This window comes from Jatrophihabitans sp. (assembly GCF_036388195.1).
Taxonomy (GTDB): Bacteria; Actinomycetota; Actinomycetes; order Mycobacteriales; family Jatrophihabitantaceae; genus Jatrophihabitans_A.
In genome coordinates this window covers 15,766-30,896 of record NZ_DASVSG010000080.1, presented here as the reverse complement: position 1 = coordinate 30,896, position 15,131 = coordinate 15,766, and the positions used below count along the sequence as shown (strand labels likewise).

The window sequence follows — 15,131 nt, the reverse complement described above, 5'->3', positions numbered from 1 at the left end:
GCCGCCGTTCCGGCTGGAGGTACAGCCCGCTCCATGGGGCCAGCGTGGTGCGCAGGGTCCGGTCCAGGTCCTCGCCGAGGGTGGCCGGGTCGACCGTGAGGCCGCGTCGGGCGGCCCACTCCCGGACCGTGCCGGCCCGCTCGTCCTCGCCGGCCCGGCTGACCGCCACCGCGAGCTCCCGGCTGGCGGAGTTGCTGGCCAGCAGGCTGCGCAGCATCCGGGCGGCGCCCGGGGCGGTCCGGCTCCGGGTGCCCTTGGCGGCAAGCTGCACCTGGCCGCCGTCCCGGCTGGCCAGCAGCGCCCGGTCCCGGGGCGTCAGCACCCCGGCGTCCCAGCCCTGCACCGCCGCCGCCGGGTCGTCCTGGTAGCGGCTGCGCAGGTCCGGATCGTCGCGCAGCGCCAGCACGAACCGGGCCGCTGCGGTGTCGGACTGCCAGTGGTAACCCTGCGGCACCCGGAACCGCGCGAAGTCGGTGAACGCCTTGCGCTCGCGCGGGCCGTACCGGTCGATCACCCGCAGCGGGCTGGTCGCCGGCTTCAACGTCTGCCCCGGCTTGAGCAGCCCCAGCTCGCGCAGCACCGCCTGGTCGGCTGCCGGCGCATGGATCGGCGGCAGGTAGAAGGTGGACAGGCCGGTGACGGTCGACTGGATCGAGGGCTCGCGCAGCTCGGCGAGGGTGTGCCTGGCGATCAGCGGGTCGATGCCGGGATAGCGGGAGCCGACGTAGTTGGTGACCACCTGATCCGGGCCGTACACCGCCTCCAGGTGGTCCAGCAGCAGCGAGAATCCGCTGTTGAGGAAGCCCTGCCGGCGGAAGCCCAGCTCCCCGATCAGCCCGACCTGCCACAGCACCACGTGCAGCGCCGGGTCGGGCTGCCGGCGCCGAACCAGCATGTCGGTGGCCTCGTAGGTCATCAGCCCGGGCTGGCTCGGGTCGAAGCCGAGGTCGGCGCACATGGTGTCCAGCGCGCTGACCCCGGCCCGCATCACCGCCCGGTGCCCCTCCCGCCGGGCGATCGCGATCGCCCGGTGGGTGGACAGCACGAACACCCCCGGGTGGCCGTAGAAGATGGCGACCACCCGCATCCCCCGCCGGACGAAGTGCAGCATCGCCTCGGTCATCTGCATGTAGGTGACGTGGCGCAGCTTGGCATCGTCGTAGAGGACGTACAGGTCATAGGCGTCCGGCCGGCGCTCCTTCAGCCACACCGCCGTGGCCGGGTCGGCCACGCAGTAGAACACCTTGTCGGCCGCGTCGATCAGCAGCTCGTCGGCGACGCTGAAGCCGACCGTCTCGATGCCGGAGCCGAGAACGGTGAGCTGGCCCACCGACTCCGGCGGGCCGGGCTCGTCGCTGATCCGGCCCGCCTCGGCGGCGATCTCAGCGGCGAGCTCCAGCCACCGGTCGGTGTGCTCCTGCCGGGTCGGGAAGCTCTTGGCCGGTGCCTCACGCAGCAGCGGCTCGACGCTCCCGGCGTCGTCGATGCCCCCGATGCCCTCGGCGTCGTCGATGCCCTCGGTCCTGCGCAGCGCCGTCATGACTTCAGGTACTGCATCGCGACGGCCGCTCCCACCTTCACCGGCAGCGGCTGGCCGTTGTAGGTGTAGGCACCGAGGGCCTGGAACGCCTGGTACATGTTCGTGCCGGTGTACGGCGCCATCGCGGCGACCGCGGCCTGCTCGTCGCTGGTCGACCACCGCCAGTTGGCCGCCGCCGTGTCGGCCGTGGTGTTCTGGGTCATCTGGATCGTGGTCACCGACATCTGCGCGCTGGTGTTGTCGACTCCGGACTGCTGGAGGTAGTCGGCGTAGGTGTTCCACCGGGTGCTGACCGGCTTGCTGTCGTCGAGCATGTAGTTGATCAGCAGGCCGAGCCCGGTGGACTGCCGGGGCTGCAGGTTGTCGATCGCCTCGGCGTCGGCGTCCTTCCATGCCTGCAGCAGCTTTCCCGCGCTGTCGAAGGCGAAGCTGATCACCGCCATCTCCAGCAGCGCGGGCAGCGCCTTGGTCAGGATCCAGTTGCCGACGGTATTGACCAGGCCGGTCACCATGCCCGGCTCGACGTTGACATCGGTGTCGACGTCCACATCCACGTCGATGTCGATGTCCACCTCCACATCCACGTCGATGTCGATGTCTACGTCGATGTCGATGTCGACGTCCACGTCGATCACCAGGATGTCGACGTCCACATCCACGTCCACGTCTATGTCGACGTCTATGTCGATATCGATGTCGATGTCGACGTCCACATCGATGTCGACGTCCACGTCCACGTCCACGTTGATCGGGTCGACGTCCGGGCCCAGCTCGGTGTCCGGGGCCACCGCGTCGCCGGTGTCGTTGGCCCACGAGCGGACGTTGTCGAGCATCTTGGACGAGTTGTCGGCCAGCCACTGCATGCCGTTGGCGACCCCCTTGAGGATCGTGGCGGCCATGTCCAGCGCCATCGCGAACTGCACCAGCACGAACGAGCCGTAGACCAGGTCGTAGGCCACCGCGTACCAGGGCAGCTGCGGATTCTGGTAGGGCTGGGCGATCGTCTGGGTGCCGCCGACGGTCCCGACGAAGCACATCACGATGGTGTTCGGCTGGCCCTCCAGGGTGAGGTCGCGCACCACTCCGGTGAAGGTGACCTCCGGCGACACCCCCGCATCCGAGCTCAGCGCGGTGTTGGACAGGGTGAGCGCCGTGCCGCTGCCGCCGGTCGGGGTGTAGGTGGCGGCGCCGTCGGCGATCTCCAGCATCCCGCAGACCTCGGTCGGCAGGATGAACTGCGAGTTGGCGACCTGCGGCTGGTAGCAGTAGTAGCTGCCCGGGAAGGCATAGAGGGAGTTCGCCGCCCAGTACGAGACGATGCTGAAGGTGCCGAAGTCGACGCCCGGGTAGCCGTTCTGGCCGAAGAACGCCGCCACCTGGGCATTGAGCTGGGTCGGGTCGTTGTTGGCCAGGATGAGGTCGTTGAACTGCAGCGCGACCGGCGAGTACGGCTGACTGGCGAAGGACTTGTAGAAGGTCCAGCAGCTGTCGGTGATCGCCTCGTCGGCGGCGCTCACCGAGACCGACTGGGTCGGCGGGTCCAGGGCGTCCACGATCGCCAGCTTCAGCGGGAAGTCGTCGCTGGCCCGGGCCAGCACCACCCGGGCGATCGGCTCGCTGGTGCTGAAGCTGCCGCTGCTGCCGTCGACGACGCCGAGGCTGGTGTAGATGGGCAGGTAGGCCGACGGCTCCGTCGAGGGCGGGTCGCTGACCGGCTGGCAGGTGGTCAGGTAGACCTCGATCGGCTGCCCGTAGGCGTTGTCGACCGTGAACTGATAGCTCGGGGCGCTCATTCGGCGAACTCCGGCTCGAAGTCCTCGGTGCCTTCCTCGACCTGGCTGGACTGTTCCTCGATCGACTCGGCGGAGTCCTCGTACTCGGTCGCCTCGGCCTGGGACTCCTTGATGTTGTCCTGGACCTGCTCGCTGACCTCGCTGCCGAGCTGCTCCACGCTGAGGTTGATGTTGGCGCTGACGTCGCTCAGGCTCTGGGAGACGTCGGCGAAGTCGCTGTTGACCCGGGCCTCGCTGAGCTGGTCGTTGGCCTCCATCAGCTGCCCGGCGGCGTCCTCGAGCGCAGGCGGGGTGCCGATCTCGGCGAGCTCCTCCAGCTGGCCGCGGTACTCGTCGATCGCGCCCTGGTAGGCATCGCCCTGCACCTGGTCCAGCGCCTGCACCTGGTCGACGTTCGCCTCGACCTGTGCCTGCGGGATGGCAGCCTCCTCGGGGACCTCGATCAACGGCTGGCCGCCGTCGGCGCCCATGTGGTCGGCGACGTCCTGGGCCTGGGCCTGCGCCTCGTTGCCGATCTGCTCGGCGCCGGCGTCGGCCGCGGCCTGCTGCTCGGCGTTCGGCGGCTCGCCGCCGTTCTCGTTGGCCTCGTCGTTGTCCAGCGCCTCCTTCTTGCCCGACAGCTTCTGCTTCAGGAAGTCGATCGCCATCGCCAGGCCCATGATCTTCATGAAGTCGTTGAACAGGTCGTCGAAGCTCTTGGGCAGCAGGCTCTTGAGCCAGGTGGTGAAGGCGTCCGCCGGCTCCTGGCTGACCCCGATCACCTTGACGCCGTTGACCGTGCCGATCAGCACCGGCCACAGCACGTTGTCGCTGGACTTCTGCGTGAAGGTGCTCTTGAGCGCGTAGGTGGCCTGGAGGCAGACCCCCGGGATGTCGACGTTGGTGTTGTCGACGAACTGGCCGGACTGGAAGTAGAGCGGGGTGCTGCCGTCGTTGGACAGCGTGACGACGTAGCCGCTGTTGGCGTCAGTGGGATCGGCCGGGGACGGGGCGTTCGCCGGCAGGGTGATGGTGACGCTGCCCTGGTCGGTGGAGCTGCTGCTCGTTTCGCTGCCGGTGTCGGACTGGGCGTAGAGGTAGTAGGTGCGCCCAGGCGTGCCGGAGGCGCTCAGGCCCCAGGTCCAGGCGAACTGCTTCAGATGGGTGCTGATCGCGAGGTAGCTGGCGAAGTCCAGGCCCTGGTAGCTCTTGGTGGAGTTGAAGTAGGCATCGACCGTCTGCACCATCGAGGTGGAGCTGCTCTGGCCCTGTGCGGAGTTCATCGCGGTGACGAATCCGGTCGCCAGCTGCGAGCCGGGGTAGGCCATGATGTTCTGCACGAACGCGAAGCCCAGCGCCATGTTGGCTGCTTGGGCGTCGGTGATGACCACGTCCGGGTACGCCTCGGTCGTGAAGTTGATGACCTCACCCACGTTGGCCACCGGGAACAGCCCGGCGGGCTCGGAGACCAGCAGCTGGTAGATGTAGCTCGGCTTGGTCTGGCCGTTGGAGACGTAGGTGTCGTTCAGGGTCACGGTGGCCGAGGCGCCGGCCGCGAGCACAGTGCCGCCGGTGGACAGCGGCAGGGCCTTGAGCGCCTGCTGGTAGCCGGTGGCGGTCGAGTAGGCGGCGACGGTGGTGGCCGACTGGTAGGCGTCCAGGACGACGACGGCCTTGCTGGACTTGTTCACGACGTTGCAGGTGGTGTTGACAGTGGTCATGGATCACTCACTCGGTCTGGGACGGGCCCGCCACGACCGGGTACGGGGAGGCGGCCATGAGATGGTGGAGCCCGTGTATGGATGGGATATAGAGCGATTCGGACAATAAAGACAAGTGCTAGATGTCGCAACTTGAGACTCTTGAACCGCTTCTACCCCTTAGGACACTTAGCACCTCTTGAGACGCTTGAACCCCTTAAGACTTGGGAGTGCTAGCGCGCAGCAGGCACGCCGAATCGGACGGTCGCCGCATCGCTCGCGGGCAACCGCCTGAGGGCGGGCGCGAAGACGCGCGGGGGCATGGGTCAGGGACGGATGCCCGCCCGGTGAGGTGAACCGGGGCCTTGCCGACCCCCCCGCGATCAGCTGGCCTGGCGCTCCACCGCGGCCCGCGCGGCGACGAAGGCCCGCACGCACGCCTCGATGTCCTCGGCCGAGTGCGCCGCCGACAGCTGGACCCGGATCCGGGCCTTGCCCACCGGCACCACCGGATAGCTGAAGGCGATCACGTAGACCCCCTCGTCCAGCATCGCGTCGGCGATCCGGGCCGCCAGCGCCGCGTCGCCGAACATCACCGGAATGATCGGGTGCTCACCCGGCAGCAGGTCGAACCCCTCCTCGGTCATCCGGCGCCGGAACAGCTCGGCGTTGCGGCTCAGCGCCGCACGCGGGGCGGGATCGGACTGCAGCACGTCCAGGGCCGCCAGCGCGCCGGCGATCATCGGCGGGGCGACGCTGTTGGAGAACAGGTAGGGCCGCGACCGCTGGCGCAGCAACGCCACGATCTCGGCATGGCCGCTGACGTAGCCGCCGGATCCCCCGCCCAGCGCCTTGCCCAGGGTGCCGGTGAGGATGTCCACCCGGTCCATCACCCCGGCCAGCTCCGGAGTCCCCCGGCCGCCCTCGCCGAGGAAGCCCACGGCATGGGAGTCATCGACCATCACCAGGGCGTCGTAGCGCTCGGCCAGGTCGCAGATGTCGGCCAGCGGCGCGACGTAGCCGTCCATCGAGAACACCCCGTCGGTGACGATCACCCGCTGCCGGGCATCGGAGGCCGCTTCGAGCTGGGCCTGCAGATCGGCCATGTCGCGGTTGCGATAGCGGTACCGGCGGGCCTTGCACAGCCGGATGCCGTCGATCAGCGAGGCGTGGTTCAGCTCGTCGGAGATGATCGCGTCCTCGGCTGCGAACAGCGTCTCGAACACGCCGCCGTTGGCGTCGAAGCAGGAGGAGTACAGGATGGTCGCGTCGGTGCCGAGGAACTGCGACAGCCGCTCCTCCAGCGACACGTGCAGTGTCTGGGTGCCGCAGATGAACCGGACGCTGGCCAGCCCGAAGCCCCAGTCCTCCAGCGCCTGGCGCGCCGCGGCCAGCACGGCCGGGTGGTCGGCCAGGCCGAGGTAGTTGTTCGCGCAGAAGTTCAACACCTCGCGGTCGCCCGCCAGGATGGTGGCCGACTGCGGCGAGGCGATCTGGCGCTCGCGCTTGAGCAGGCCGGCCGAGGTGATCTCGGCAAGCTCGGAATTCAACCGCTGCTGCATGGTGCCGTACACCGACATCAGCTCCTTAGACGTCTGACCAGTCGAGTACCACTTTGCCACCTGTGCCCGAACGGGCCCGGGCGAACCCTTCGGCCCAGTCCTCGGCGGGGTAGCGATCGGTGACCACCGCGGTGACCGCCCGTTTGAGCTCGGCGCCGGACTGCAGCATCGCGCTCATCGCGTACCAGGTCTCGAACATCTCCCGGCCGTAGATGCCCTTGACCGTGATCATGTGGCTGACCACCTTGGCCCAGTCCACCGAGATCGGCTGGCTGGGCAGGCCCAGCATCGCGATCCGGCCGCCGTGGTTCATGTTCAGGATCATCTCCGGCAGCGCGCCGGGATGGCCCGACATCTCCAGACCGACGTCGAAGCCCTCCCGCATCCCCAGCGTCTGCTGGGCCTCGCTGATCGCGGCGGTGCTGACGTTCAATGCCAGGTCGGCCCCCAGCTTGCGGGCCAACTCCAGCCTCGGCTCGCTGACATCGGTGATCACCACATAGCGGGCTCCGACGTGCCGGGCGACCGCGGCCGCCATCAGGCCGATCGGCCCGGCGCCGGTGATCAGCACGTCCTCACCGGTTAGCGGGAAGCTGAGCGCGGTGTGCACCGCGTTGCCCAGCGGGTCGAAGACCGCACCCAGGTCCGGCTCGATGTCCTCGTGGTGCACCCAGATATTGCTCTCCGGGATCACCACGTACTCGGCGAACGCCCCGTCGCGGTGGACGCCGACGCTCAGCGTCCGGATGCACAGGTGCCGGCGGCCGGCCCGGCAGTTGCGGCAGGTGCCGCAGACGATGTGGCCCTCGCCGGAGACCCGGTCACCGACCTTGACGTCCCGGACCGCCGCCCCGATCTGGACCACCTCGCCGTAGAACTCGTGGCCGGGGATCAGCGGGGCCCGGATCTCGCTCTGCGCCCAGGCGTCCCAGGACTGGATGTGCAGGTCGGTGCCGCACAGGCCGGTGCGCAGCACCCGCACCTTCACCTCCGCCGCCGACGGCTCGGGCTCGGGCCGGTCGACGAACTCGAACCCGGGCTGGGCCGCCGACTTGAACAACGCCTTCACCGCACTGCTCCTCCACGCCGTTGAGAACCGCGCCGTTGCGACTCTCTCCGCGGAGCTTGCCAGATACCGCCGACGGCGGGGTATCGCCGGGTTGGTATGCCTGACAGCTGGTAGGCCCGAGCGTCAGCCCAGCAAAGCGTCGACGAACTCCACCGGCTCGAACGGCGCCAGATCATCGGCGCCCTCGCCCAGGCCGATCAGCTTGACCGGCACCCCGAGCTCGCGCTGCACGCTGATCACGATGCCGCCCTTGGCGGTGCCGTCCAGCTTGGTCAGCACCACGCCCGTCACATCGGCGACCTCGGTGAACACCCGGGCCTGGGTGAGGCCGTTCTGCCCGGTGGTGGCATCGAGCACCAGCAGCGTCTCGTTGATCGGGCCGTGCTTCTCCACCACGCGCTTGAGCTTGCCCAGCTCGTCCATCAGCCCGACCTTGGTGTGCAGCCGCCCGGCGGTGTCGATCACCACGGTGTCGACCCCGGCGTCCTTGCCGGCCCGGACGGCGTCGAACGCCACGCTGGCCGGATCGCCGCCCTCGGGCCCGCGGACGGTCTCGGCGCCCACCCGGGCGCCCCAGGTCTGCAGCTGGTCGGCGGCCGCGGCCCGGAAGGTGTCGGCAGCCCCCAGCAGCACGCTGCGGCCGTCGGCCACCAGCACCCGGGCCAGCTTGCCGCAGGTGGTGGTCTTGCCGGTGCCGTTCACGCCGACCACCAGCACCACGGCGGGGCCGTCGCCGGTGCTGATGGTGTGCAGGGTCCGATCCAGGTCCGGTTGCAGCGCGGTGACCAGCTCCTCGGCCAGCAGGGCGCGCAGCTGGGCCGGGTCGCGGGTGCCCAGCACCTGGGTCCGGGTGCGCAGCCGCTCCACGATCTCGGTGGTGGGCTTCACCCCGACATCGGCGCCGAGGAGCGCGTCCTCCACCTCCTCCCAGGCCTCGTCGTCGAGCCGGTCCCGGGCCAGCACGGCCAGCAGGCTGCGGCCCAGCACGTTCTGCGACCGGGACAGCCGGGCCCGCAGCCGCTGCATCCGGCCGGCGGTGGGCTCCGGGACGTCGAGCACCGGAGCGCTGGCCACGTCGGGCAGCGCCGTCGCCGTGTGCGGCTCCGGCGGGGCGGGCAGGGTGTCGACCGAGCCGGCGGGCGGGCCGGCCTGCGGTGATGTGGTGGACAGGCCGGTCGGTGGCGGCGGGACTTCGCGGCGGCGGCGGCCCAACCGGGCCCGCGGCGCCACCAGCGAGACGATCAGGCCGAGGGCGATGACGACGATGGCTATGGCGATCAGCAGGAATTCGAGCACGCCTACAGTCTCTCAGCCGGACGGGGCGGTTCCTGCCACGGGGACGCCTCGCGTGCGGCCGGGAGTGGGTTGCTGCGCGTTAGCCGGCGGCGGCGATCCGGTCGGACTCCTCGGCCCCGTCGCGCAGCCGCTGGCTGATCACCTGGCTGATCCCGTCGCCGCGCATCGCGACCCCGTACAGGGCGTCGGCGACCTCCATGGTGCGCTTCTGGTGGGTGATCACGATCAGCTGGCTGCTCGAACGCAGCTCGCCGATCAGGCCCACCAGCCGGCCGAGGTTGACGTCGTCCAGGGCCGCCTCGACCTCGTCCATCACGTAGAAAGGGCTCGGACGGGCGCGGAAGATGGCCACCAGCATCGCCACCGCGGTCAGCGACCGCTCACCGCCGGACAGCAGCGACAGCCGCTTGACCTTCTTGCCGGGCGGGCGGGCCTCGACGTCGATGCCGGTGGTGAGCATGTCCTCGGGCTCGGTCAGCACCAGCCGTCCCTCGCCGCCGGGGAACAGCGTCGCGAAGACCACCTCGAACTCCCGCGCCACGTCGTGGTAGGCGGCGGTGAACACCTCCAGGATCCGGTCGTCGACCTCCTTGACCACGGTCAGCAGGTCGCGGCGGGTGTTCTTCAGGTCCTCCAGCTGGGTGGCCAGGAACTGGTGGCGCTCCTCCAGGGCGGCGAACTCCTCCAGCGCCAGCGGGTTCACCTTGCCGAGCAACGCCAGCTCGCGCTCGGCGCGGGTGACCCGCTTCTCCACCGAGCGGCGGTCGTACGGGCCCGGTTGTGGGGCGACGACGTCCTCGCCGCGCTCCTTGGCAACCCTGAACTCGGCCAGCTCCTGGGCCGAGGGCGGCACCGGCTGGTCGCTGCCGTACTCGGCGAGCAGGGCGTCGGCCTCGATTCCGTACTCCTCGGCCGCCCGGGTCTCCAGCTGCTCGATCCGCAACCGGTGCTCGGCGCGGGCCACCTCGTCCCGGTGGACGGCATCGGTCAGCCGGGCCAGCTCCGTGCCCAGCTCACGCACCGCTGCCCGCGCGGTCCTGAGCGCGGCGTCCCGTTCGGCCCGGGCGGCGGTGATGGCGTCGCGCTGCTGCACGGCCCGGGCCAGCGCCCGGCCCAGTTCGGCGAGGGCCGCGCCGGCGGCGGCCTCGACCGCCGCGGCGATCCGGGCGCCGCGGGCCCGGGCGATCCGGGCGGCTTCGGAACGGGCCCGGGCCTCCCGCTCGGCCTGCGCCGCGCGGAGCAGCTGCTCGGCCCGGCCGGCCAGCGCGCGGACCCGCTCCTCCTGGGTCCGGACGGTCAGCCGGGCCTCCATCTCGGCCTGCCGGGCAGCGGCCACCCGGGCGGCCTGGGCATCGCGGTCGGCGACCGGCGGCTCCTGCTCGGTCGGCTCGGCCTCGGCCAGCCGCAGCCGCTCCTCCAGCTCCACCAGGCCGGCGAGGTCGGAGTCCCGGGCGCTCTCGGCGGCCTGGCGGGCAAGGTCCAGCCGCTCGGCCTCGCCGGTGGCCGAGCGTTCGGCCTGGGCCAGCTGGGCAAGCCGCTCGGCGACCGCGTTCAACCGGGCATCGGATTCGTTCAGGGCATCGAGGGTGGCCTCGACCTCGGCCTGCAGGCCGGCGGCCGCCTGCCGGGCCTCGGTGAGCTCGGCCTCCAGCCGGTCGAAGGCGGTCGCCGCCTCGGTGGCCCGCTGGTCGGCCTCGTCCACCGCGGCCTGCACCTCCAGCGCGCTGGGCGAGGACGAGGAGCCACCGGCCGCCCAGCTGCGGCCCAGCACGTCACCGGACCGGGTGACCGCCCGGACCTCGCCGTGCTCGGCGATCAGCCGTTCGGCCTCGTCGAGGTCTGCCACCACGGCGACCTGGGCCAGCGCCGCCTCCACCGCTGCCCGCAGCGGCCGGGGACAGCTGATCACCTCGACCGCCCACCGGGCGCCGTCCGGCAGCGCAGGCCAGCCCGCGCGATCGGGAGGCTCGGCAGCGCCGCCGACCACCAGCCCGGCCCGGCCGCCCTCGGTGCTCTGGAGCAGGTCCAACGCCGCCCGGGCGTCGGACGGGGAGCTGACCGCCACCGCGTCGGCCAGGACGCCCAGCGCGGCGGTCAGCGCGGCCTCGTAGCCGGGCTCGACGCTCAGCAGCGCGGCCACCGAGCCGAGCAGTCCCGGCAACCGCGACCCGGCGGCCAGCAGCGCTCCGGCGCCGTCCTTGCGGGTCAGCCCCATCGCCAGCGCCTCCCGGCGGGCGGTCCAGGTGGAGCGCTCCCGCTCGGCCGTCCGGTGTGCCTCGGTGAGCTCGCGCAGCCGCTCGGCCGCCTCGGCGTGCCGGGCCAGCGCGGCCTCATGGCGGGCATCGAGGTCCAGCTCGCCCTGATCCAGGGCGCCGACCTCGCCGTGCGCGGATTCCAGCTCGGCACGAGCCGCCGCGGCGCGGGCCCGGGCCTGGGTGGCGGCCGCCGCGATCCGGGCGATCTCGTCCCCGCCGGCCGACGCCCGGCTGCGCAGCGCGTTGACCTGGCCGGCCAGCTTGGCCAGCCCCTCCCGGCGGTCGGCGACCGCCCGAGCCGCGGCCAGCACCGCCCGCTCGGCGTCGGCCAGCTCGCGCTCGTCCTGCTGCCGTCGGGCCACCGCGTCCTGCAGCACCTGCCGCGCCGCGGTCAGCTGGGCGGTCAGCTCCTCCTCGGCCGCCCGGACCTCGGCAGCCTCCTGCTCCAGCTCCTGTGGGTCCCGGCTCAGCCGTTCCTGCTCGGCGAACTCCGACAGGTGCCGCAGCCGCTGGGCGGCCAGCTTCTGGGTGCCCGCGAACCGCTCGGACAGCGCGGACAGGCCGAAGAAGACCTCCTGGGCCGCGGCGGCGGCCGGGGCGTCGGCCGCCAGCGCCGCTTCCAGCTCGGCCTCGGCCGCCACCGCCTCGGCCAGCGACTGCTCGACCTCGGCCCGGCGCTGCCGGACGGCGGTCTCGTCGGCGACGTCGGCCTCCAGGCTCTGCCGCAGGGTGCTCAGGTCATCGGCCAGCAGCCGCAGCCGGGCGTCGCGCAGCTCGGCCTGCACGCCGGCGGCCCGGCGGGCGATCTCGGCCTGCTTGCCCAGCGGCTTCAGCTGGCGGCGCAGCTCACCGGTCAGGTCGGTGAGCCGGGTGAGGTTGGCCTGCATGGCGTCCAGCTTGCGAAGCGCCTTCTCCTTGCGCTTGCGGTGCTTGAGCACCCCGGCAGCCTCTTCGATGAAGCCCCGCCGGTCCTCGGGCCGGGCCGACAGGATGGAGTCCAGCTGGCCCTGGCCGACGATGACGTGCATCTCACGGCCGATCCCGGAGTCCGACAGCAGCTCCTGGATATCGAGGAGCCGAGCCCCTTCTCCGTTGATCTCGTAGTCGCTGGCCCCGTCGCGGAACATCCGGCGGGTGATCGAGACCTCGGCATACTCGATCGGCAGCGCGCCGTCGGTGTTGTCGATGGTGAGCGTGACCTCGGCCCGGCCCAGCGGCGGGCGGCCGGCGGTGCCGGCGAAGATGACGTCCTCCATCTTGCCGCCGCGCAGCGCCTTGGCGCCCTGCTCACCGAGCACCCAGGCGATGGCGTCGACCACGTTGGACTTGCCTGAGCCGTTGGGCCCGACGACGGCCGTGATACCCGGTTCGAAGCGCAGGGTGGTGGCCGAGGCGAAGGACTTGAAGCCCTTCAGGGTCAGCGACTTGAGATGCACTCAGGCTCCGGACGTAGCTCGGCGGCACGGCAGGCGTGACCGCGGCCGCGCCTGGTGCAGAGGCTAGCGCGCCGGCTGCCCGGAGTGGCTCAGGCGAGCGCTGAGGCGCCGCTGGTGATGCGGTGGAACTCGTCGAGCAGTTGCTCGGATTCCTGCGATGCTCTCAGCTCAGCCAACTCGGCTTCGAGGGCCCGTACCCGGCCCTTGAGCCGCGCCACCTCTTCGGCGAGGTAGCGGTCTGAGGAGGTGGGAAGGTATCCCAGCAGCGCCCTGGCCATGTGACGACCTTTCACGGACTTGCGGGCCGCTCGGCTGCGGAGCGGGCGACGCGTGGGGCGCCGCGGGCTTCCGGCGAGCCGGCCGGTGGGGAATGTATGTCCACCATGGTCGCACCGTCACGGCTTAGATACAAATCACACTCGACGTGATCATGGCCTTGATTTTGGCCGACGAGTGTGAGCTGGCTCTCAGCGCTCGACGAAGCCGGTGAAGCCGCCCTCGGCGGGCCCGAAGCTGGCCTGCACGCCGTCGACATCCCCCGGCGTGGCCCCGCCGCGCAGCAGCTCGACCAGCCGCTCGCAGTCACCCCGGGCGCCCTCGGCGCTGACCTGCACCCGGCCGTCCGGCAGGTTCGCCGCCTGGCCGACCAGGCCCAGCTCCAGGGCCCGGCACCGCGTCCACCACCGGAACCCGACTCCTTGCACCTGGCCGGACACCAGGGCCGTCAGGCGGACCGGCTCCTCACCCATGACCGAACCCTGCTGTCACGCCAGGACGCGCCGGGGCGGGCGCTGGCACTTCGGGCAGAAGTAGGACGACCGGTTCATCCACTTGGCCCGCGCGATCGACCGGCCGCACCGGCCGCACGGCTCGCCCTCCCGGCCGTAGGCGTTCAGGGAGCGATCGAAGTAGCCGCTGTCGCCGTTGACGTTGACGTACAGCGAGTCGAAGGAGGTGCCGCCGGCCCGCAGCGCCTCGGCGAACACCAGCCGGAGCTCGGCCAGCAGGGTGGTCAGCGCCTGGCGGGACAGCCCCGCGGTCGGCCGGTCCCCGTGCAGCCTGGCCCGCCACAGCGCCTCGTCGGCGTAGATGTTGCCCACCCCGGAGATCGAGGACTGGTCCAGCAGCGCCCGCTTGATGGTGGTGTTGCGACGGCGCACCGAATTGATCCAGCCCGCGTCGTCGAAGTGGTCGTCCAGCGGGTCGCGGGCGATGTGGGCGATGCCGGCCGGAACCGTGGTGGGGCCGTCGGGCACCAGCTCGTCCAGGTGCAGGCCGCCGAAGGTCCGCTGGTCGACGAAGCGCAGCTCGTCGCCGCCGTCGGTGAAGCCGATCCGGGCGCGCAAGTGCGGGCCGGGCGGGGTGCCGGGCGGGAGGATCAGCAGCTGCCCGCTCATCCCGAGGTGCCCGATCAGGCAGGACGGGCCGTCCTCCAGCGGCAGCCACAGGTACTTGCCCCGCCGTTGGGCCGTGCCGATCCGCTGCCCGAGGAGACGCTGGGTCAGGTCCAGCGGGCCGGCCAGGTGCCGGCGGATGGCGCGGGGGTGCAGCGAGTCGACCTCGGCGATGGTGCGCCCGGCGACCCAGCGGGCCAGGCCGGCCCGCACCGTCTCGACCTCGGGAAGCTCGGGCATGTCAGCCGGCCGCGGGGATGTCGGGGCGCGAAGGCTCGGGCAGGTCGGGGACCTCGCCCAACTCGGCAGCCTCGGGCAGCTCGGCAGCCTCGGGCAGCTCCGCAGCCTCGGGCAGCTCCGCAGCCTCGGCCAGCTCGGGGACCTCGGCCGGCGCCTCCGGCGAGAGCGCCCGCCAGGCAGCCTCGGCCGCCGCCTGCTCGGCCTCCTTCTTGTTGCGGCCGGTCCGGACGCCGTAGGTGACGCCGTCCACCACGGCGGCCGCGGTGAAGGACTTGGCGTGGTCGGGGCCCTCGGACGTGATCACGTAGTCGGGAACCCCCAGCCCGCGCACCGCGGTGAGTTCCTGCAGCGAGGTCTTCCAGTCCAGCGCCGCGCCGTAGCCGGGGGCGGCGGCGAGCACCGGGTCGAACAGCTGGTGGACCACCCGGGCGGCCACCTCCAGGCCGTGCTCGAGGTAGATCGCGCCCAGGATCGCCTCCAGCGTGTCGGCGAGGATCGAGGGCTTGTTCCGGCCGCCGGTGGCGTCCTCGCCCCGGCCCAGCAGGATGTACTTGCCGATGCCGCCGGGGCCGATCTGGCGCGCCACCTCGGCCAGGGCCCGCATGTTGACCACGGACGCGCGCAGCTTGGCCAGCCGTCCCTCGGCCAGGTCCGGGTGCGCGCGGTAGAGCGATTCGGTGATCACCACGCCCAGCACCGAGTCGCCGAGGAACTCCAGCCGCTCGTTGTGCGGCAGGTCGCCGTTCTCGTAGGCGAAGGACCGATGGGTCAGGGCACGACGAAGGAGCTCGGGGTCCAGCTGAACCCCGAGCTCCGCGGCCAGCTCGGCCGGGTCGGCGGTGGAAACGGCCTTGGCCGCCACCCCTA

General features: G+C 71.5%; 11 protein-coding genes. All 11 read right to left on the bottom strand.

Features of this window, described 5'->3' with window-relative positions; genetic code table 11:
• The coding region (locus VF612_RS08565) for an SAM-dependent methyltransferase (RefSeq protein ID WP_408659434.1) at positions 1–1,540 on the bottom strand (1,540 nt) is incomplete at its 3' end.
• A complete protein-coding gene (locus VF612_RS08560) occupies positions 1,537–3,333 on the bottom strand; it encodes a hypothetical protein (RefSeq protein WP_408659433.1) in 1,797 nt (598 codons plus the stop codon). The genes VF612_RS08565 and VF612_RS08560, both read right to left, overlap by 4 nt.
• On the bottom strand, positions 3,330–5,033 hold the full coding sequence (locus tag VF612_RS08555; RefSeq protein ID WP_408659432.1) for a hypothetical protein: 1,704 nt from the start codon (positions 5,031–5,033) through the stop codon (positions 3,330–3,332). Before VF612_RS08555 ends, VF612_RS08560 begins: the two co-directional genes overlap by 4 nt.
• Before the next feature lie 362 nt (positions 5,034–5,395).
• Entirely contained in the window at positions 5,396–6,586 is a 1,191-nt protein-coding gene (locus VF612_RS08550; protein WP_408659436.1) for a glycine C-acetyltransferase, read from the bottom strand.
• A 13-nt stretch (positions 6,587–6,599) separates the two neighbouring features.
• Entirely contained in the window at positions 6,600–7,643 is a 1,044-nt protein-coding gene (gene tdh / locus VF612_RS08545; RefSeq protein WP_408659431.1) for an L-threonine 3-dehydrogenase, read from the bottom strand.
• A 123-nt stretch (positions 7,644–7,766) separates the two neighbouring features.
• The gene (gene ftsY / locus VF612_RS08540; RefSeq protein ID WP_408659430.1) at positions 7,767–8,939 is read right to left on the bottom strand and encodes a signal recognition particle-docking protein FtsY; all 1,173 of its coding nucleotides are present in this window, start codon (positions 8,937–8,939) and stop codon (positions 7,767–7,769) included.
• A gap of 79 nt (positions 8,940–9,018) precedes the next feature.
• A complete protein-coding gene (gene smc / locus VF612_RS08535) occupies positions 9,019–12,630 on the bottom strand; it encodes a chromosome segregation protein SMC (RefSeq protein WP_408659429.1) in 3,612 nt (1,203 codons plus the stop codon).
• An 89-nt stretch (positions 12,631–12,719) separates the two neighbouring features.
• Positions 12,720–12,908, bottom strand: coding sequence for a hypothetical protein (locus tag VF612_RS08530; RefSeq protein ID WP_408659428.1), 189 nt, complete (start codon positions 12,906–12,908; stop codon positions 12,720–12,722).
• A gap of 189 nt (positions 12,909–13,097) precedes the next feature.
• Positions 13,098–13,379, bottom strand: coding sequence for an acylphosphatase (locus VF612_RS08525; RefSeq protein ID WP_408659427.1), 282 nt, complete (start codon positions 13,377–13,379; stop codon positions 13,098–13,100).
• 15 nt (positions 13,380–13,394) lie between these two features.
• Positions 13,395–14,264 (bottom strand): bifunctional DNA-formamidopyrimidine glycosylase/DNA-(apurinic or apyrimidinic site) lyase, encoded by an 870-nt coding sequence (mutM, locus tag VF612_RS08520; RefSeq protein WP_408659426.1) that lies wholly within the window; start codon positions 14,262–14,264, stop codon positions 13,395–13,397.
• Between the two features lies 1 nt (position 14,265).
• The gene (gene rnc, locus VF612_RS08515) at positions 14,266–15,126 is read right to left on the bottom strand and encodes a ribonuclease III (protein ID WP_408659425.1); all 861 of its coding nucleotides are present in this window, start codon (positions 15,124–15,126) and stop codon (positions 14,266–14,268) included.
• Positions 15,127–15,131 lie beyond the last annotated feature (5 nt).